The organism is Lysobacter sp. Root690 (genome assembly GCF_001427785.1).
Lineage (GTDB): Bacteria > Pseudomonadota > Gammaproteobacteria > Xanthomonadales > Xanthomonadaceae > Lysobacter.
Genome location: NZ_LMHM01000001.1, coordinates 611,856 through 631,901 on the forward strand (window position 1 = coordinate 611,856; position 20,046 = coordinate 631,901).

Consider the following 20,046-nt stretch of genomic DNA (forward strand, 5'->3'; position numbering starts at 1 on the left):
TACAAGCGTCGCAGCGCTGGAAGGGGAGTCTGAAATCAGGCTCAAGCGAGAGGCGAAAAAGCAGAGTCAATGGCGACGGCGACAGCAACTGTGGTTAGGCCATTGCGCCAGACCTGCAGCAACAAGTTTCGTTAGACAGGCGCGAACACCCGGTCCGTTTAGAACCGATACCTCACCACCCGCCCCAGACTGCGCAACCAGCGCGAACGCCCGTACACCTTGAACAACCAACGTTGCATCCACGGCAGCGCCTTCATTTCAGGCAATTCCGCATAATCCGGTTCGTCGACCAACTGCAGCCGCGGATGCCAGGTGTCCAGTTCCGCCGCGCCGGCCGGCCCCCATTCGCCGATGCGCGCCTGGGTCGCGCGGATCATCCGCGCGTTGCGCAACAAGCGCAGCGCGAGACGGCCGTAGACGTCGCACAGCAACTGCCCGCCCTGCGGGAAGCGATCGATCAGGCGCCGCATCAGTTCGCGCGCGCGGTATTCGTCCAGATACGGAAACAGGCCCTCGGCGATCACCAGCACCGGGCGCTGGTTGTCGAGTTTCTCGATCCAGTCCGGCTCCATCACGTTGGTCGCCAGGGTGCGGTAACGACCTAGGCGTTGCGGCAGCAGGTCGCGGCGCAACTGGATAACCTGCGGGAAATCGATGTCGATCCAGTCCACGTCCAGGCTCGGGTCGACCCGGAACACGCGCGCATCCAGGCCGCAGGCCAGGTGCAGCACCAGGGTGTCGGGGCGCGATTGCAACGCGGCGCGGGTCCAGTTGTCGATGATGCGCGAGCGCAGCGCCAGCCCGCGGATGTCGTAGTCGCTCAGGCCGAAGCGCTCGAAGTCGTAATCGATGCGGCGGATCAGGTCGTCGGCCAAGGCGTCGTGCAGGATCGACGGCGTGGCCCGGTTGTCCATGGCCTTCGCGTACAGGGTGATCAGCAAGGTTTCCTGGCTGCCTTCCAGGCGCATCGGACACTCCGGCTACAAGAGGGGCGGCGTCTACCGCGGCAACGCGGCGCCAGTGTGCGACCGGCCGCGTGATGCCGGAGCGTAGAAACGGGTCGGCGCCGCATCGCGCCTATTCAGGGCGATGCCGGGTCCGACCACGCAGTCGTCACATCGTCGGAACGGACGATCGGCGTCGTTACTCCCGCCGTGAGCGCGGGCGGGCGATCCGTGGCGCGGGCGGATCGCTCCGCTCAACGCACCTGTCGTATTCCCGATCGCCGATCACGCGAGGTCGCCGCATCGGCATGCCTGCCGTTTCCGTTCCGCGGACTCATGCGCCCGCACACCGTCATTCGCGCTCGTAGAACTCGATCGGCAACCCGTCGGGGTCGGCGAAGAAGGTGTAGCGACGTCCGGTGTATTCGTCGACGCGCACCTCCTCGACCGCGATCGCCTGCGCCTTGAGCTCGGCCACGCAGGCGTCGATATCGGCGACCGCGAAGGCCAGATGGCGCAGGCCGCAGGCTTCCGGATAGGACGGCCGCGGCGGCGGATCGGGGAACGAGAACAGTTCCAGCTGGCCGCCGTCGGGCAGGGCCAGATCGAGCTTGTAGGAACCGCGCGCCTCGCGGTAGACCTCGGCGAGCACGCGCAGGCCCAGCACCTGGGTGTAGAACCGCTTGGAGCGCGGGTAATCCGAACAGATCAACGCGACGTGGTGGATGCTCGACAGGTGCATGGCGACTCCGGCGAGCGGCGGGGGTTCGCTCGCGACACCGCGATTGTCGGATACTGGGCCGGCCCTGTCGCGGATGCATCGTGCGACGCCCCGTCTTGGAGAACCGCGTGACCGTGTACGTCGACGATGCCGTCTGGCCCTGGCGCGGCGAGCGCTGGGCGCATCTCATGGCCGATACGCTCGATGAACTGCACGAGTTCGCGCAACGCCTGGGGCGGCCGCGGGTGTCGTTCCAGAACAAGCTCAGCGGCTGCCATTACGACGTCACCGCGCAGATGCGCGAGCGCGCGCTGGCGTTGGGCGCGGTCGCGATCTCGCGTCACCGCGACCGGGCCCAGGTGCGCGCGATCATCCAGCGCGCGCGCGATCAGGCCGCCGGCAGGGCGCCATAAGCGACGCGCCCGGTGGCGTGACTAAGTGATCTGTGACGCGCCCGGCGGCGCCTCAAGCGATCCGCGACGCGCTCAGCGGCGGGCGTCGACCGCCATGCGCACGGCCAGCGCCGACAACACGCCGCCCATGATCCAGCGCTGCGCGGCGACCCAGCGCGGCCGCCCGGCGAGGAAATTCGCGATCCCGCCCGCGCCGGCCACGATCAGCGCATTGACCCCGACACTGATCGCGATCTGCAGGCTGCCCAGCGCGAGCGATTGCAGCATCACGCTCTTGTGCGGGTCGATGAACTGCGGCAGCAGCGCGAGGTAGAACATCGCGACCTTGGGATTGAGCAGGCTGGTCAGCAGACCCATCATGAACAAGCGGCGCGGGCTGTCGACCGGCAGGTCGCGGACCTGGAACGGCGAGCGGCCGCCGGGGCGGATCGCCTGCCAGGCCATCCACAGCAGATAGGCCGCGCCGCCGATGCGCAGCGCGTCGTAGGCGTAAGGCACCGCGAACAACAACGCGGTGATGCCGAAGGCGGCGGCGAACAGATAGAAGAAAAAGCCCACGCCGACGCCGGCCAGCGAGGTCAGTCCGGCCTTGCGGCCCTGGCAGATCGAGCGCGAGACGAGGTAGACCATGTTCGGGCCCGGGGTCAGCACCATCACCAGGGCCAAGCCGGCGAAGGCCAGTAATGCCGAAAGTTCGAACACTTTTCTTCTCCGGGAGGGGTCAGGGTGCGTGCGCTGTTGCGCGGCGGGGTCTCATCATCGCCGAAGGCGGGACCGGGGATAAGCCGCGCGGTTCGCAACACTGTGACGTAGCAGCGTCGTGGCTGTGGAAAAAGCAAATCCCCCCTGCCCCCCTTTTTCAAAGGGGGGAACTTCGATGGAAGTGGCTGGGATTTGTAATAGCCCGGGCTGACGGCTGTCCGATGCTTCGCACTCAACCGAAGTCGAACAACCGCAATCCTCGCCGCCCCCACAAAACGGGTTCCCCCCCTTTGAAAAAGGGGGGCCAGGGGGGATTTGCTCTTGCCCGCAAGAACTAAGCGCCCCCCAAAGAAAAAGCCGCGACGGCCCAAACCGTCGCGGCTTCCTCATCGCTCACTACCGCCCACGAACGGGCGCCAACCTCAGAACCGCAATGAATACCGCGCGTTGATGCCGTGATCGTGCGCCTCATCGGCGATCTGACCGCTGTAGTTCAACTCCAGCAACCCATTGGCGCTCAAGCGCGCGGCGATGCCGGCTTCGAGCAAGGTCGCCTCGTCGGCCAGCGGCGCGCCCTGCACGGTGAACGCATTGGCGCCGCGCCAGGCAACCGAAGTCTCCGGGTTCAGATCGCCGCTCGCATGACGACGGCCCAGGCCGCCGCGCAGGCTCAGCCAGCTGTCGTCCTGCTGCGAACCCTTGAGGTTGACGTTGAACCGCAGGCCCACGGTCGACAGATTGACCCGGCTGTCGGCGCCGCGGCCGGTCAGCGCGGCGGCGCCGCCGGTTTCCTGGAAGCCGTCGCTGCTCACCCGCACCTGGGCGAACTGCGCATACGGTTCGAACTCCCAGGCGCCGGCGTTGAAGCGGTAGCCGCCTTCAACGAAGCCCTGCTTGCTGTCGGCGTCGTACGACGCGCGGGTGCGGTCGCTGAAACCGTTGAAGCCGATGCGGCGCTCCAGGTCGACGTCCTGACGGGCGAAGGTGAAGCCCGCGCTCAGGCCGAAGCCGCCCCAGTTCTGGCCGGTGTAGATACCGATGTGACGGCTCTTGACCCGACCCTTGTCGAGACGATCGTCGTTGCTGTCGCTGCGCCCGCTGCCGCCGAGCACGCCGATGCGCCAGCCGCCGTCGAAGCGATAGTCGTAACCGACCACGGTCGCCGAACTGTTGTACTCGTTGCGCGCGGCATTGCCGTCGCCGTCGAGAGTACCGCCGGACTTGATCAGTTCGACCCACGCGCCCTGCGAGGATTCGCCGTCGGCATCGGCGGCGAACGCGCCGCGTCCAGCGCGCGCGCGCACCAGCGCCGCATCGCGGATATGGCGTTGATCGTCGACCATGATCGAACGCAGGCTGGCGAGGCCTTCGCCGCTGAGCGAATCCAGCGCCGCGACCGCCTGGGCCGGGAACAACTGAGTCAACGGCTGCGGAATGCCCTGGCCGATCGCGAGCTGATCGGCCGCGGCCGCCGCGGCGCGCTGGTTGTCGGTCTGCGCCGCCGACGCGAGGCTGGCGCCGCGGGTCACCGCCACGCCGACCTGGTTGGCCGCATAGCTCAGGCCGAACTTGAGGAACGGCGAAAACGCGGTCTGATCGAGCGCGGCGAACTGGCCGCTGACGCCGCCGGCGGCGCTGAGCAGATTGAACGACTGTCCGAGCAGGTACTGGCCCGGCGCGTGATGCACGACCAAAGTACCGCCTTCCAGCGTCGCCTTGCCGCTGACGCTGATCAGGTCGGACTGGCCGCCGGCCGACAGTTCGGCGTCGTAGATCGAGCCGGCCGCCTGGGTGTAGTCGCCCTGCACGCTCAAGGTACCGATCGAATTGCCCGGCGAGACCACGCCTTCGATGCGCGCGTTGCCGACGATGCGGCCGCTGCCGGCGAGGATGCCGCCGCTGCGCACCGCCAGGGTCTGATCGCTGCTCAGGCTGCCGTTGACGATCAACGCGCCGCCGGTGACTTCGGCCGCGTAGTTGTTGTCGCCGGTCAGTTCGAGCACGCCCTGCTGCACGGTCAGGCCGGCGAAGTCGTTATTACCGCTCAGACGCAGCCAACCCACGCCGGACTTGGTCAGGCGACCGGGGCCGCCGATGTCGTTGCGCCAGTCGTCCCAGGCCGCGCCTTCCCACACTTTCGCGCCGCCGGCGCGCTGGTTCATCACCACGTCGGTGTCGACGCGCAACTGGCCCGGACCGTCGATGGCCTTCTTCAGATCGAGCATGCCCCAACCGTAGATCTCGTCCACGCCCGGCGCGCCGATGTCGGTCGCGGTGGTCAGCAGCACGTCACGCACCTGCGCGCTGCTCAGGTACGGAAAGCGTTCGAACAACAGGCCGAGCGCGCCGGTGACGTGCGGCGCGGCCATCGAGGTGCCGGTAAGCAGGCCGTAGTCGTATTCGGGCGCTTCGGCGTCGATCAGGAAACGCAGATAGTCGTCGGTTTCATCGATACGTCCGTCGATGCGGCCGGCGATGATGGTGCTGTCGATGTCGGTACCCGGCGCGGACACGCACCAGTCCTTGCTGAAGCCGCAGATGCTCGAGCTTTCGTCGATGACGTAGCCTTCTTCGCCGTCGCCCGGCAGACGCACATTGGCGACGCTGAGCCAGTACGGCTCGATCTCCTTGTGCCAGCGCGGCAGGGTCGCGGCGATGCTGGCCAGGCCACCGGCCTGATTGCCGGCCGCCCACACCTGGATCAGGTCGGACGCGGGCTTGCCGTCCTTCGGTTGATAGATGCTGGCGAACACTTCGTAGCCCGCGCCTTGCTGCGCGTAGTACGCCTCCAGCTGCGCCTCGGTGGTGTTGCGGCGGGTCGGGCCCCAGCTGTGATTGATCGCGCGCGTGCCCAGTGCCTGCGCCTGATCGAACATGCTTTCGGTGGCCGGGTCTTCCGGATCGGTGCGGTACAGCGGACGCGGACGGTAGAAGCCGTCTGGGTCGAGGCGCCATTCGTTGTAGGTATCGCCGAACACGGTCGCGGCGGTGAGGTCGGCGCCGAACGCGACACCATGAGTACCCGTGCCGTCGCGATTCGCACCGACGGTACCGGCGACGTGAGTGCCATGTTCTTCATACACGAAGCCGTACGGCAGACCCGCGGCGATGAGACGCGCGGCCAACGCCGGCGGCACGCCCGGGCCGAGACCGTAGTACGACTTGCCCGGACGATCGCCGCGGGTCGCGCCGCACGCGCCCAGACCGGCCACCACCGACGGATCGGCGCACTCGGGATCGTTGCTCAGCGCGATGCTGGTGGTGTTGCGGCCGGAAAACTCCGGATGCGCGAGCGCGGTGCCCGAGTCGAACAGGCCCAGGCGTACGCCCTTGCCGGTGAGGCCGCGTGCGTAGGCGTAGTGGGCGTTGATCGCCTCCAGGCCCCAGTCGCGCTTGAATTCCTCGCTGCGCCAACTGTCGGCATCGCCGACTTGGCCCATCGTGTCCTGCGCGAACACCATCGGCGAAGCGGCCAGCAGGCCGCCCACGATCGCCAACGAAAGAAGAGAACGGGTATGCGTGCGGAGCGTGCGCGATTGAATGCGCGTAGCGCGGGTAGTGCCTTGCATCTGTCGATGAACCCCTGTCATGTCGAAGGCGCCGCGGTTCGGCGCCGGCAATGGCTCGATGCGCGTGTCGGCATCGTTGCTGCGTGGATCGCTAGGGCGACCTCTGTAATCACTAACGCAGCTTCACCATCGGCTCCCTACCTCGAGAGCGCGCATTGCTTGCATGACTTTCGACGCTTGCGTGCGATGAACGCGAGCGAGCGCCGACTTTGCCGAATCTGCTTTTTGGCCATAAACCCCGCGCAAACAGGGGTTTTATCGAATGACTCAACACATCGATAGACACGCTCGCCACGAAGGCGACGACACGCATGCGCACCACGATCGAATCGACCGCATGCGCGCTCACAGCGCGTCGTCGGCCTCGCCCGTCATCAATCCGCGCCGCCACGCGAACGCGACCGCTTCGGTGCGATCGGCCAGATGCAGCTTGGCCAGCACATTGCCCAGGTGCGACTTGACCGTCTTCTCGCCGATATTGAGCGCCGCGGCGATGCGCGCGTTGCTGCCGCCCTCGGCGAGCTTGCGCAGCACGTCGAGTTCGCGCTCGGTCAGGCACGCGAACGGGTCCTCGCGCGGTTCGCGCTTGCGCCGCACCGCCTTGAGGATGCGCTGCGCAACGAAGGGATGGATCACCGCCTCGCCGCCGGCGATGCGGCGCAGGGTCGCGAGCAGTTCGTCGCCGAGCATGCTCTTGAACAGCAACGACTGCGCGCCGGCCTCGATCGCGGCGAAGGCCAGATCGTCCTGATCGGTCGAGGTCAGCACCGCGATCGCGCTGCGCGGGCTCAGGCTCTTGATAGCGCGGATCGCGGTCACGCCGTCGACGTCGGGCATCATCAGGTCGATCACGATCAGGTCCGGGGCCAGATCGCGCGCCAGTTCGATCGCCTCGGCGCCTCCGCCGGCCTCGCCGACGACGTCGAAATCGTCGGTCAGCATCAACAGGCTGCGGATGCCCTTGCGCACCACTTCATGATCGTCGACCAACAACACCGAGGTGGTCATGCTTGTACTCCTTGCGGCGGGTCGAGCGTGAACGACACCGTGACCACGGTGCCGCTGGAGGAACTGGCGATGCGGAAACGTCCGCCCGGCAAGGTGCGCGCGCGCAGGCGCATGTTGGCCAGGCCCATGCCGGTGGTTTCGTGCTCGCTGAGCATGAAGCCGCAACCGTCGTCCTGGATGGTCCAACCGTAGCGGTTGCCGGAGTTGTTGAGCACCACCTCGATCCGGCGCGCGCCGCTGTGGCGCAGGCTGTTGGAGGCGGCCTCGGTGGCGATCAGCAACAGCTGCCCGGCGTGCTGCGGATACTCGCCCAGGCCGCGTTCGGCGACCCCGTCGAGCAACAGCCGCCATTCGATCTCGCTGCCGCCGAGCAGGTGCGAGAAGGTGTCTTCCAGCGCCTTGCGCAGCCCTTGTTCGGCCACGGTTGGCGCCGAGAATCGCTGGATCACGTCGGCCAGATCGCGCTGCAACTGCCCGGTCAGGCCGAGCGCGGCCTTGATCAGCGCGCGCTGGCGCGGATCGCCGCCGCCTTCTCCGGCGTTCTCGCCGGCGCGTTCGTTGAGATGATCGAGCACGCTCAACTGCAGCCCCAGCGCGAAGCTGCGCTGCTTGGCGGTGTCGTGCAGATCGCGCGCCAGGCGGTTGCGTTCCTCGGCCACCGCCAGCGCCTGGCGCACCTGGATCACTTCGCCCAGCGCATCGGCCATGCGATCGAACCGCTGCGACAAGCGGCCGAACTCGTCCAGGCCGTTGTCGTGGATGCGCGCGTCCAGCTCGCCCGCGGCCCAGGCGTCGGCGGCGCTTTCGGCGTGACGGATGCGCCGGGTCAGCAAGGTCGCGACCGCGATCGCCGACATCGCGCTGATCACCACCAGATAGATCATCAGCCCCTCGAACGCGCCCGAATCCATGCGCATGAAGCTCGCCAGCGAACCGCCGGCATGCTGGCCGACGCTCAAGGTCGCACCCGGCCGGTCGGTCAACGGTAAGGCGACGACGCTGATCCAGTCGCCCTCGCGCTCGTGCCGGCGCGGCACCGCGGCGCGGGTGGTCGCGGCTTCGTGTTCGCTGTCTTCCAACACCTGCTGCAGCGGCGCGCTGGGCCGCGCCGGAAACTGACAGACCCGGCCGTCGCGATCGCGGTAGCGGATCGCGATGCGGCCGTCGGCGGTGCCGCCGGCGAAACTGTACGAGGCCATCCATTTGGCCGAATCCATGCCGACGATCCGCACCAGCAACGCCTGCACCAGCGCCTCGCACTGCTCCGGCGCGACCCGGGCCTGCTCGGGCAGCGGGCCCAGACGTTGCAGTTCGCGCCGCATCGCGCTTTCCAGCAGCGGCGGCGCCATGTGCGCGCGCACCTCGCGGCGCTCCAGGTACAGGCCGAGCAAGGACAGCAGGCCGGTGCTGACCCACGAGGCGATCAGCATCGACAGCAGGCATTTCCAGAACAGCCCGCTCCACCAGCGCCGTACCGGTGCGCGCGCGGCAGGCATCGGGCGTGCGGCGGTATCGTTCATGCGCTCAGTATTCCAGTTTCCACGCGCGGCGAATCCGCCAAACGTCCCGGTCGCGTCCCAACGGCGGCCCGATGCGCGCGAGCGAGACCGCGCGGAGCATGGCGCAGCCTTCCCTTCGCCTCACGCCATGCCTTCCTCGTCCCGCGATGCGCAGCGCATCGAACATCTCGACGCCCTGCGCGGATTCGCCCTGTTCGGCATCCTGATCGTCAACATCGGCGTGTTCGCCTCGCCCTGGTTCGGCCTGGGCGCGGCCGATCCGGCCTTCGATGCGCCATCGGACCGCATCACACATGGGCTGATCGCGGCGCTGTTCGAGATGAAATTCTATCTGCTGTTCTCGTTCCTGTTCGGCTACAGCTTTCAGTTGCAGCTCGATTCGGCGCGGCGCGCGGATGCGGCGTTCGTGCCGCGCATGGTCCGGCGCCTGCTCGGTCTGTGGTCGATCGGCCTGATTCATGCGGTGCTTCTGTTCCATGGCGACATTCTCAGCACCTATGCCGTGCTCGGCCTGCTGCTGTTGGCGATGCGCGACAGCCCCGAGCAACTCGCATGGCGCCGCGCGATCCGATTGATCGGCATGACAGCAGCGGCCTGGGCTGGTCTGGCATTGCTGCTGTGGATCGGCGGCGACACCCGGCCTGCCGATGCCGATGCCGCGGCGCTCGCGCGAGCCGCGCAGGCCGTGCAATCCGGCTTCACTGGCGATCCGGGCGAGGTGATCGATGCGCGCCTACACGAACTGGGTTCGACCGCGATCGTACTCGCCTGCCTGCAGGCGCCGTGCGCGCTGGCGATGTTTTTGTTCGGATTGATCGCCGGCCGTCGCCAGGTGCTGGCGCGACTGGATCGCTATCAACCGTTGCTGCGTCGTGTGCGGTGGTACGGACTGAGCATCGGCCTGCCTGCGGCGCTGGTGTTCGCGGCGATCACCGTGCTCGCGCCGGGCGGGCCGCTGGAACTGCTCGCGCTCGCCCTGAGCGTGTTGACCGCGCCGTGGCTGAGCCTGGCCTATGCCGCCTGGGCAATGGCCGCATTCGACAGCGCACATGGCCGCCGCGCGGTCGCGGCTTTGGCGCCGGCGGGCCGCATGGCGCTGTCGAACTATCTGCTGCAGTCGCTGGCGTGTGCGTTGGTATTCACCGGTTACGGCTTCGGCTTGATGGGGCGCGTGTCGCCACTGGGCTGCGTGGCGATAGCGGTCGCGCTGTTCGGCGCGCAGTTGTGGCTGAGCCGTTGGTGGTTGCGACGCCACGCCTATGGGCCGGTCGAGTGGCTGTTGCGCGCGCTCACCATCGGCCACTGGCCGCGACTGCGCAAAGGCCTGCCCGATTCGCGATGAGCCGCGAATTCGCGCGGCGCTTTGGTGAGAGGCCTTTCGGCTCAACGCTTTCCTCCACGAACTGGATAAGCCCGCATCGGATCGATCGAACAATCCCGGACTGAAGCGCTTTGCGCAATGACGCCATGCAACGCAACGATTTTCCTGCATGGGCATATGAATGCGGCAGCGATGTACCGCCGATCGAATGACCCTTGTCATCTGTCGCGCAAACCGTGACCGACTTCGACAATGCCGTGTGGCCCGTCCCGCGGTCATGTACGACACTCAACGGCCGAACCTGATCGACCGGAGTGCGCGCAACGCCCGTGATCGCCTGGACTCGCCCGAACGCATCCATCGCGCGCGCAGCGCACGGCTGACGTCTTCATGCACGAAGACCTGTTCAGACGCGAAATGCTCGACGCCAGGAAACAACGCTGGCTCGGCAGCATCCGCTTGCCGGTTTCACGCATGGGTTGGCCGATGGCCGCGCTCGCGACGGCAGCCTTGATCGCGTTGCTGGGCCTGCTCGGCTTCGGTCGCTACACCCGCAGCGAGAGCGCGAGCGGCCAATTGATTCCGCGCGGCGGTCTTTTGAACATAAGCGCGCCGGCCGGCGGCCGCATCGCGCGCAGTCACGTGGTCGAAGGCCAAACGGTCGCGCGTGGCCAGACCTTGCTGGAGATATCGGCCGAACTCGACAGCCCGGCGCTGGGCGCCGGCGTCGGCCAGGCGGTCGGCGCCGAACTGGCGTTGCAACGAGAACGTTTGCTCGCCGAGCGCGACGCGATCGAACGCGAACGCGGCCGCGACACCGACTCCTTGCGCCAACGCATCGTCGACTCGCAACGCCGCCTCGACCTAGCCGACGCGCAACTGCAGTTGCGCCGCGAACAAGCCGCGCAGGCCGAACGCCTGTCGCAACAGGTGCAACCGCTGCGCGCGGCCAAGCTGCTCAGCGACGTGCAGTGGCAGCAATACGAAACCACCCGTATCGACAGCCTGAGCCGGGTCCAGGACGCGCAACGCGAACGCCTCGACGCCGCGCGCGAACTCACCGACGCGCGCGCCGCGCTGGCCGATCTGCCGCGGCGCCTGAGCGAACGCCGCGGCCGGATCGAACGCGAACTGGCCGACATCGCACAGGACGACGCCCACAACGAAGGCCGTCGCCGCATCGCCGTGCTGGCGCCACGTGCGGGCCGGATCAGCGGCTGGGCGCTGACTGAAGGCCAGACGATCGATGCGGGCCAACGGCTGTTCTCACTGCTGCCCGAACGCGCACCGCTGCAAGCCGAACTGTGGCTGCCCGATCGCGCAATCGGCCTGATCGCCGCCGGCACGCCGGTGACCTTGCGCTACCCGGCGTTTCCGTATCAGACCTACGGCCTGCAGCGCGGCCGGGTCGCGCAAATCGCGCGCGGGCCGCTGTCGGCGCAGGACATCCGCGAGCGCACCGGCCGGCCCGCCGATGCGCCGGCCTGGCGCGTGCTGGTCGATCTGGACCGGCAGGAGGTCGCCAGCCACGCGCTGCAGGCGCAGATGCGGGTCGACGCGGAACTGCAACTGGAACGGCGGCGGCTGTATGAATTCCTGTTCGTGCCCAACGTGTCCGCGCCGCGCGGGCTCGCGCTGACAACGACGCAAGGCGACGCGCCATGAGCCGCACTCGCGCGCTGCCGGTGATCCAGCAGAACGAATTGGCCGAATGCGGCCTGGCTTGCCTGGCGATGATCGCGATCCACCACGGCCACGACATCGACCTGGCCAGCCTGCGCCGCCGTTTTCCGGTGTCGCCGCGCGGCGCGACCCTGGCGCGCCTGATCAAGATCGCCGGCGCGCTCGGCTTCGACACCCGCCCGCTGCGCGCCGAGATCGAACACCTCGCCGACCTGCAACTGCCGTGCGTGTTGCATTGGGATCTCAATCATTTCGTCGTGCTCAAGCGTATCGCCCGCGGCCGCGCCGAACTGCACGATCCGGCGCGCGGCGCGGTCTCGCTGCCGCTGGCCGAATTCGGCCGCCACTACACCGGCATCGCCCTGGAACTGTCGCGCAAGCCCGATTTCGCGCCGATGCGCGAACGCCAGCGACTGAGCCTGCGCGGACTGGCCGGACACATCGTCGGCCTGCGCCGCGCCGGCCTGCAGATCCTCGCGCTCGCGCTCAGCCTGGAAGGCTTCACCCTGCTGCTGCCGTTGGCGATGCAATGGGTGATCGACCGGGTGCTGGTATCGGGCGATGTCGAACTGCTGCATCTGCTCGGCATCGGCTTTCTGACCGTGGTGCTGTTCCAGTCCGCGATCACCGCCATGCGCGGCTGGCTGATCGCCGATCTGGGCGCGTCCTTGAATTCGCAATGGCTGGCCAATCTGTTCGGCCACCTGATGCGGCTGCCGCTGGATTTCTTCGAGAAACGCCACGTCGGCGGGGTGATGTCGCGCTTCGTTTCGGTGCAGGCGATCCAGCAGACCTTGACCGGCAGTTTCGTCGAAAGCCTGCTCGACGGACTCACCGTGGTCCTGGTGCTCGGGCTGCTGCTGTTCTACAGCCCGCCGTTGACCGCGCTGGTGCTGGCCGCGTTCGCGTTGTACGCCGGCCTGCGCTGGCTCGCGTTCCGGCGCCTGCGCCGGCTCAAGGAAGAACAGCTGATCCAGGTCGCTCAACAGCAGAGCCTGCTGATCGAATCGATCCAGGGCGTGCAGACGATCAAGCTCGGCAACAAGCAGGACGAACGCCGCGCGCGCATCGCCAATGCCAGCGTCGAAGTCGCCAACCGCGAAGCCGCGATCAGCCGCACCACCGCGGTATTCTCGGCCTTGTCCAAGCTAGTGTTCGGCGTGCAGCGCGTGCTGCTGATCTGGATCTGCGCCTGGCTGACCCTGCAGGGCCGGTTCACCGCCGGCATGATGGTGGTGTTCGTCGCCTATGCCGATCTGTTCGCCACCCGCACCGGCAGCCTGATCGACAAACTGGTCGATCTGCGCCTGCTCGGCCTGCACGGTCAGCGCATCGCCGATATCGCGCTGGAAGCGCCGGAACCGCATGTGCATACCGACTACGCCGGGCCGGCGCCGCGGCCGCGGATCGAGCTGGAAGGCGTGAGTTTTCGCTATGCCGCCGACGAGCCGTGGATCCTGCGCGATTGCAGTTTCAGCATCGAAGCCGGCGAATCGGTTGCGATCGTCGGTCCGTCGGGTTGCGGAAAGACCACCTTGGCCAAGCTGATCCTCGGCCTGCTGCGGCCCAGCAGCGGCACGATCCGCATCGGCGGTGTCGATATCCAGCGTTACGGGCTGGCCGCATACCGCGAGTTGTTCGGCGCGGTGATGCAGGAAGACGTGCTGTTCGCGGGTTCGATCGCGCAGAACATCGCCTTCTTCGATCCGGCCGCGAGCAGCGAACGCATCGAGGCCGCCGCGCGCGCGGCGCGCATCCACACCGACATCGCCGGCATGGCGATGGGCTACGAAACCCTGGTCGGCGACCTGGGCTCATCGCTGTCGGGCGGGCAAAAGCAGCGCGTGCTGCTGGCGCGCGCGCTGTACCAGCAACCGGCGATCCTGCTGCTCGACGAAGCCACCAGCCATCTCGATGTGGCGCGCGAACACGAGATCAATCGCGAGATTTCCTCATTGCGCATCACCCGCATCGTCATCGCGCACCGACCCGACACGATACGCAGCGCCGATCGCGTGATCGCATTGCGCGACGGCGTGAGTGAATCGATTACGAACAAGGAATTCGCATCGCCGATCGTGTCGCGCATTCACGATGAAACTGCGATGGCGATGGGGAAAACACGACTTTCTTAGTTGCTAGCATCCACGTTCGTGCCGACGCCGGGACGGCCTTCCAACTCTTCTCGGCAATCACGTTTCAGGAGAACGCTTCATGAGCAAGCAAGACGCGAATCTGCCTCAGAACGACACCGCCCGTCCGCTCGCCCGCATCGCGGCGCGCGAACTTTCGCTCGACGAAATCGCCGCGATTTCCGGCGGCAAGGGCGACACGACCCACGCCACCGGCCCGAACGGCGACGATCCGGGCGATCCGGACCTGGTGTGATTCGATCCGCTGTGATCTGACCTGCCGTGATCAGACCTGCTGTGAGCAGACATGCTGTGATCGGATCGGAACACAGCGATCGAATGCGTAAGGCATCGATGGACTCGCGCGCGAGCGACGTGCGCGTAAATCGAAGCGACTGCGCGAACTTCGGCACGCCCCGCCCGTCGGGGCGTGCTGTTATCAACCAAATCGCGACCGGACCGAGCCATCGCCGCATGCCCTCTCATCGCCGCCCGCTGATTCTTTCTTCCCTCGCCCACGACATCCACGCCTCGGCTGCGCGCTGGGCGCTGCAAGCCAGCGGCATCGACGCCACCTGGGTGACCTCGCTGGCCGAGTCCGAACTGGGACCGATGTCGCTGCACTGCGACGCCGGCAACGGCCTGCGCATGAGCGGCGCGCTCGACCACGATCGGGTCGGCACGGTCTGGTATCGGCGCCCGCGCAATCCCGAAAACTTTCCACGCGCGCATAGCAGCGACGCGCCGTTCCTGCGCGGCGAATGGGGCCGCTTTCTCAAGAATGTTTACGCACTGACCGATCAGGGCGCGGACCGTCTGTGGGTCAATCGTCCCGCGGCGGCGGCCATGGCCGAGAACAAACTCGTGCAGTTGCGCGCCGCGCACCGCTGCGGGCTGCGCTTTCCGGCCACGCTGGTGTCGCACGATCCGCACGAGATCCGCCGCTTCGTCCAGCGCCACGGCCGCGTGGTCTACAAACCGTTCATGACCCACACCTGGAAGGACGCCGAGACCGGCCGCATGTTCAGCACCTATGCGCGCATCGTCGAACCGGCGATGCTCGAGGACGACGCCAGCCTGCTGCACTGCCCCGGCATCTATCAGGTTTACGTCGACAAGCGCTGCGACCTGCGGGTGACCGCGATCGGCGATCGCTATTTCGCCGCGCGCCTGCATGCGCAGCACGACGGCGGTTTCGTCGACTGGCGCGTCGGCCAGGCCGTGCAGGGCTTGCGCGCCGAACCCGGCGAGTTGTCGGCGTCCGACCAGGCCAAGCTGTCGATGCTGATGCGCGAGCTCGGGCTGGTGTTCGGCTGCATCGACCTGGCGATCGATGCCGACGGCGAAGCGCATTTCCTGGAAGTGAACCAGGCCGGGCAATTCCTGTTCGTCGAGGACTTGCTGCCGTCGCTGCCGCTGCTGCGCGCGATGAGCGCGATGCTGGCCGAAGGCCGGCCGGATTATTCGCTGGCGACGATCGCGCCGGTGTCCTACGCCGACTATTGCGCGAGCGAGGAGCACCGCGCGTGGTGGGCGCAGGCCAGCGAGGCCCTCAAGGATCGCAGCCCGGCGGCGGCGGGCATCACCCTGGAGTAGCCGCGAGTCGCCGAAGGTCCGCTCTCGCGACTTCGCGGCATCCAACGTGGGCGTCAGAACGCCCGGCTGATCGTCACGCTGCCGAACACCGGCGTCTGCTTCTGTCCGTCGAACTCGCGGGTACGGTTGTAGCGCGCCAGCGCCAGCTTCCAGCGCCCGCGCATCAAGGCCACGCCGTAACCGATCTCGCCCACGAACGAGCGCTTGTCGACACTGTGGCTGTCGCGGAAGGTGTTGCCATCGAGGGTGATGTCGCGCACCACCCAGCGCACGTCCGAGGTCACGAACACATGCGCGGCGAACGGCCGGTTGCCGGTGTTGTAGTGCCGGGTCGGCGCGGTGTTCTCGCCGGCCGGGCGCAGCGGCGTGCTGCCGAAGTCGTCGGGCAGGCGCAGGCCGAAACGCAGTTCCGCGCCGACATTGGCGTAGGTGGTCAGATTGCCGAAGCTGCCGCCGTAATGAGTGATCGCGTCCCAGCCCCAGGCGCCGTTGTGCGCGTCGCCGGCCGAATAGCGGTTCATGCGTTCGTGGACGATCCGGAACACCGGCTCGTCGTGCAGTTGGTTGTCCCAGCCCTTGAAGGTCTCGTCGCCCAGCGCCTTGTGGACCGCGTCCTGCACTTGCTTGCCCAGGGCCGACGGCCCGACGATGCCGAACTGCAACTGGGTGGTCTGCAGATAATCGCCGTTGCGCGCGTTATAGCCCAGCCCGAACAGCAGCGCGGCGGCGTACGGGCGATCGTCCGGAATCAACTCGCGGCGGCTGAAATCGGTCGGGGTGAAGATGCCCTGGGCGAAGGTGGCGATCATGTTGCGCTGCTCGAAGCCTTCGGGCTGCAGCGCATCGAGATGGCGATTGACCCAGCGCGCGAGCCGCGGAATGCACGGATCGTCGGTGTAATCGGCCAGGTTCGGCGACACCAGGGTCAGTTGCACGCCATTGCTGTAGCCCTGGTCCTGGCCGCCGAACAAATCGTTGTCCAGTCGCAGGTTGACGGTGGGCGGCAGGCGCGTGTGGCCGTTGGTGCAGGCCTCGCGGCCGTCGGCGCGGGCCTGGCCGCAATGCATGAGAGCAGCGGCGAACAGGACGCAAAGCGGCAATGCAGTGGAGCGCATGGGCGGGTTCGGCAGTCTGAGCCGCGGCGCCGGCGTGCGCGCAGCGGACGATTGGTAGGAGCGGCGGGACAACGGAGACCGGCCGCCTCGACGGAGATCGGCCTCCCATTCCCGCGCGCGCTGGACCACGGCGGATCGGCGCCAAAGTTCGCACAGATCGTGAGCGCTGCGGCTTGCAGGGTTGTGACGGATTGTCCCGCAAATGATACTTGAGTCGATCGGCGGCGCGATGGCCGCGACGACAGCCGGTGCCAGGCCATGGCGCCCGAGACATGAGTGCAAAGTGTCGGGGCCGACACGGCGGCCCACAAAACACCTTTCACCCAAGCCCAGGCCGCGAGAAACGCGAGTTACGACATCGGCGGCAATTCGTACTCGAACGAATAGAAATGCGCCCCGCCCTCGCGGATCTCGATCTTCATGCTGCCGGTCAGCCCGCTGAGCTCACCGCTGCCCGAATCGGGCACCACGGTCACGATCAGATTCGGCGCGCCGCGATCCATCAGCCCGCGATGCAACAACAGGAAACTGCCGCTGCGCCCGGCCAGACGGCCTTCGACTTTTTCCAGCGCGACATAACCGGCCGAGCCCTTGACCGGGGTCATCGCCGCGAGCATTTCGCCGCGGCTGGCGGCGTCCAGCTCGCCGTGGAATTGCTTGTCGATCGACATGCGGCCGAACTTGCCTTCGGCTTCCTCGTGGACCGGCTGCGGGCTCAGTTTGACGTTGAACGGGCCTTCGATGTGCGGCATGGCGATGCTCCAAGGGGCGATGGGCGCGAGCGGCTCGCGCCAGGCGTTGCAGATTAGGCCTTCGTTTCGGTCTCGCCTAGCGCACAGAGTAGAAGAGGCGTTGAGCGGAGCAGGCACGCGACCGGCGCGGCGCCGCGGCTTGCGTATCGGCACCGACACAACCCTGGCGCCGGCTCACTGCGGCAACTTGCCGCAGCCCGGTGCACGGCCTCGCCGCTAGCATCGTGCGCTTGTCCGCCGTCGTCACGACGGCCGCCCCTTGGTCTTCCAGTCGCGCCGCGTCCCGGCCGGTCGCGTCCGCGCGGCTACGACGCGGCACCGCCCGCTCTTATCGCCCCGCATGCACATACCGATGTCCCGTTCGCTCAGTTCGCTCCGTTTCATCGCGCCGGCCGCTTCGCTGCTGAGCTGCGCGCTGCTGGCCTGCGCCGCATTCGACGCGGCCGCGGCGAGCGCAGCCGAAGCAGTCGCCGACGCCGATCCCGGCACCACCCTCGACGCCGTGCGCGTACACGCGCAGCGCGACGGCAGCCGCGACGCCTCGGTCGCCACCGCCAGCCGGCTGGGCCTGGACCCCGACGAACTGCCCGCCACCCTCGACGTGCTCGACCGCGACGACATCCAGGCGCGCGGCCTGCGCGACAGCGTCGAGGTGCTGCGCGCGATGCCCGGGGTGATGGCCGGCAACCTGCCCGGGCAACCGGGCGTGGCCTCGATGCGCGGCTTCGCCAGCGGCGCGGTGTCGTATTTGTTCGACGGCGTGCGCCTGACCAGTTCGGGGTTCTCCTCGCGCAACTGGGACAGCTTCAACTTCGAACGGGTCGAAGTGCTCAAGGGCCCGGCCTCGGTGCTGTATGGCGAAGGCGTCTTGGCCGGCGCGATCAACTTCGTGCCCAAGAGCGCGCAACTGGACGGTCGCAGCGGCGAAGTCCTGCTCGGTTACGGCAGTCACGACAGCGCGCGACTGGGACTGGACGGCAATCTGCCGTTGAGCGACACGCTGGCGGTGCGCGGCGTGCTCAGCGCCAATCGCTCCGACGGCCACGTCGACGACACCGCGTCGCAGGCCCAGGCCTTCAGCGGCTCGTTGCTGTGGCAACCGCGCGACACGCTGTCGGCGCGGGTCGCACTCGATTACCAGCGCGACGATTTCGACACCGCCTATTTCGGCGCGCCGCTGGTGCCGTTGGCGGTCGCCGCCGATCCCAGCGGTTTGGTCGATAACGACGCGGGCTTGGTCATCGACCGCGCCGCGCGCGATCGCAACTACAACGTCGGCGACGGACGCATGGATTCGCGCTCGTACTGGCTGCGCACTCGCGTGGATTATCAGCTGAGCGAGCAATGGTCGCTGCGCAACGAAGCCAGCGGCTTCGACGCGCGACGCCGCTGGGACAACAGCGAGGACTTCAGCTACGACCCGACCAGCGGCCTGCTCGCTCGCAGCAGCGCGCGCATCCATCACCGGCACAAGGTCTGGAACGAACGCCTGAGCCTGCGTCACGACGGCCGCATGGGCGGGCGCCGGCATCTGTTCGCGGCCGGGTTCGAATACAGCGACACCGATTTCTTCAACCTGCGTCGTTTCGGTCAGGCCGCGCCGGTCGATCTGCTCGCGCAGGATCGCGGCGAATTGCCCGCCGACAGCGCGGCCGCTTACCGCGACGGCCGCAACGATTTCAGCACCCGCGTGCGGGTCGCGGCGGTGTTCGTCGAAGACGCGTTGAACCTGAGTCCGCGCTGGCTGCTGGTCGGCGGCCTGCGCCACGAACGCATCGCGTTGAACCGGCACAACCTGGATCTCGACAGCGGCCTGAGCAGCCGCTTCGATCGCGACTTCAGCCCGACTTCGTGGCGCCTGGGCAGCGTGTTCGACCTGGGTCCCGGCACCCAGCTGTACGCGCAATACAGCAGCGCGGTGCTGCCGGTGAGTTCGCTGCTGACCATCAATCAGCGCAACAACGCCTTCGACCTGAGTCAGGGCGATTCGATCGAGGTCGGCATTCGTGCCGCATTATTCGAGCAACGCCTGCATCTGACCGCGGCCGCGTATCGCCTGCGCCAGGACGACATCCTGACCCGCGATCCGTTGCAGCCGCAGATCAGCGTACAGAACGGCCGCCAATCCTCGCGCGGGATCGAGTTCTCGCTGAGCGCGCAGGCCACCTCGCGCCTGCGCATCGACGCCAACGCCGCGCTGCTGTCGGCGCGCTTCGATCGCCTGATCGAAGCCGGCGGCGCCGATCGCGGCGGCAATCGCCCGTCCAACGTGCCCGAGCGGACCGCCGGCGTTGACCTGTTCTACCGCGCCGACGGATCGCCGCTGAGCTTGAGCCTCGGCCTGCGCCATGTCGGCGACTTCTACACCGACAACGCCAACCGCTATCGGGTCCGCGCCCACACCGTCGCCGACGCCTCGGCTTCGCTCGATACCGCGCACGGCCGCTACACCGCGCGGGTCCGCAACCTCACCGACGCGTTCTATGCCGACTGGTCCGGCTACAGCGCGAGCCAGGTTTACCTCGGCGCGCCGCGCTCGCTGGAACTAAGCTGGTCGAGGTCGTTCTGAG

The 20,046-nt window shown here is 67.5% G+C and carries 15 protein-coding genes; 7 read left to right on the plus strand and 8 right to left on the minus strand.

Translation table 11 applies throughout. The features are described 5' to 3' along the window. Positions 1–158: 158 nt before the first annotated feature. A complete protein-coding gene (locus tag ASD86_RS02700) occupies positions 159–968 on the minus strand; it encodes a class I SAM-dependent methyltransferase (RefSeq protein ID WP_056106557.1) in 810 nt (269 codons plus the stop codon). Positions 969–1,296: 328 nt separating this feature from the next. Then, positions 1,297–1,686 carry a VOC family protein gene (locus ASD86_RS02705; RefSeq protein ID WP_056106558.1) on the minus strand — a complete coding sequence of 130 codons (390 nt, stop codon included), beginning with the start codon at positions 1,684–1,686 and terminating at the stop codon, positions 1,297–1,299. Between the two features lie 107 nt (positions 1,687–1,793). On the opposite strand from ASD86_RS02705, the gene ASD86_RS02710 reads away from it, so the two are divergent. Continuing rightward, entirely contained in the window at positions 1,794–2,078 is a 285-nt protein-coding gene (locus tag ASD86_RS02710) for a DUF4031 domain-containing protein (RefSeq protein ID WP_056107080.1), read from the plus strand. Positions 2,079–2,150: 72 nt separating this feature from the next. Here ASD86_RS02710 and ASD86_RS02715 read toward each other — a convergent pair whose 3' ends face one another. The 4 genes from ASD86_RS02715 to ASD86_RS02730 form a co-directional block, all read right to left on the minus strand. After that, entirely contained in the window at positions 2,151–2,780 is a 630-nt protein-coding gene (locus tag ASD86_RS02715) for a LysE family translocator (protein WP_056106560.1), read from the minus strand. Positions 2,781–3,202: 422 nt separating this feature from the next. After that, positions 3,203–6,268, minus strand: coding sequence for an autotransporter serine protease (locus ASD86_RS02720; protein ID WP_235567639.1), 3,066 nt, complete (start codon positions 6,266–6,268; stop codon positions 3,203–3,205). A gap of 426 nt (positions 6,269–6,694) precedes the next feature. Continuing rightward, complete coding sequence (locus ASD86_RS02725; protein ID WP_056106563.1) at positions 6,695–7,357, minus strand: response regulator transcription factor; 663 nt, start codon at positions 7,355–7,357, stop codon at positions 6,695–6,697. Beyond that, complete coding sequence (locus tag ASD86_RS02730) at positions 7,354–8,877, minus strand: HAMP domain-containing protein (RefSeq protein WP_056106565.1); 1,524 nt, start codon at positions 8,875–8,877, stop codon at positions 7,354–7,356. Before ASD86_RS02730 ends, ASD86_RS02725 begins: the two co-directional genes overlap by 4 nt. A gap of 127 nt (positions 8,878–9,004) precedes the next feature. Between ASD86_RS02730 and ASD86_RS02735 the strand changes: the two genes are divergently transcribed. The 5 genes from ASD86_RS02735 to ASD86_RS02750 all read left to right on the plus strand — a co-directional run bounded on the left by ASD86_RS02735 (position 9,005) and on the right by ASD86_RS02750 (position 15,609). Then, on the plus strand, positions 9,005–10,219 hold the full coding sequence (locus ASD86_RS02735; RefSeq protein ID WP_056106567.1) for a DUF418 domain-containing protein: 1,215 nt from the start codon (positions 9,005–9,007) through the stop codon (positions 10,217–10,219). A gap of 369 nt (positions 10,220–10,588) precedes the next feature. Next, complete coding sequence (locus ASD86_RS02740; protein ID WP_056106569.1) at positions 10,589–11,863, plus strand: HlyD family efflux transporter periplasmic adaptor subunit; 1,275 nt, start codon at positions 10,589–10,591, stop codon at positions 11,861–11,863. Further along, positions 11,860–14,016 carry a peptidase domain-containing ABC transporter gene (locus tag ASD86_RS02745; protein WP_056106571.1) on the plus strand — a complete coding sequence of 719 codons (2,157 nt, stop codon included), beginning with the start codon at positions 11,860–11,862 and terminating at the stop codon, positions 14,014–14,016. Before ASD86_RS02740 ends, ASD86_RS02745 begins: the two co-directional genes overlap by 4 nt. Before the next feature lie 79 nt (positions 14,017–14,095). Further along, complete coding sequence (locus tag ASD86_RS26355) at positions 14,096–14,269, plus strand: hypothetical protein (protein WP_157476049.1); 174 nt, start codon at positions 14,096–14,098, stop codon at positions 14,267–14,269. A 218-nt stretch (positions 14,270–14,487) separates the two neighbouring features. Continuing rightward, on the plus strand, positions 14,488–15,609 hold the full coding sequence (locus ASD86_RS02750; protein WP_056106573.1) for a hypothetical protein: 1,122 nt from the start codon (positions 14,488–14,490) through the stop codon (positions 15,607–15,609). 53 nt (positions 15,610–15,662) lie between these two features. Here the strand turns inward: ASD86_RS02750 and ASD86_RS02755 are convergent, their stop codons facing one another. Then, on the minus strand, positions 15,663–16,724 hold the full coding sequence (locus ASD86_RS02755) for a lipid A deacylase LpxR family protein (protein WP_056106575.1): 1,062 nt from the start codon (positions 16,722–16,724) through the stop codon (positions 15,663–15,665). 350 nt (positions 16,725–17,074) lie between these two features. Beyond that, positions 17,075–17,476: a DUF3224 domain-containing protein gene (locus tag ASD86_RS02760; protein WP_056106577.1), complete on the minus strand. Its 402-nt coding sequence runs from the start codon at positions 17,474–17,476 to the stop codon at positions 17,075–17,077. Between the two features lie 352 nt (positions 17,477–17,828). Here ASD86_RS02760 and ASD86_RS02765 point away from each other — a divergent pair, with 352 nt between their 5' ends. Next, positions 17,829–20,045: a TonB-dependent receptor gene (locus ASD86_RS02765; protein WP_056106579.1), complete on the plus strand. Its 2,217-nt coding sequence runs from the start codon at positions 17,829–17,831 to the stop codon at positions 20,043–20,045. The last annotated feature ends 1 nt before the right edge of the window (position 20,046 follow it).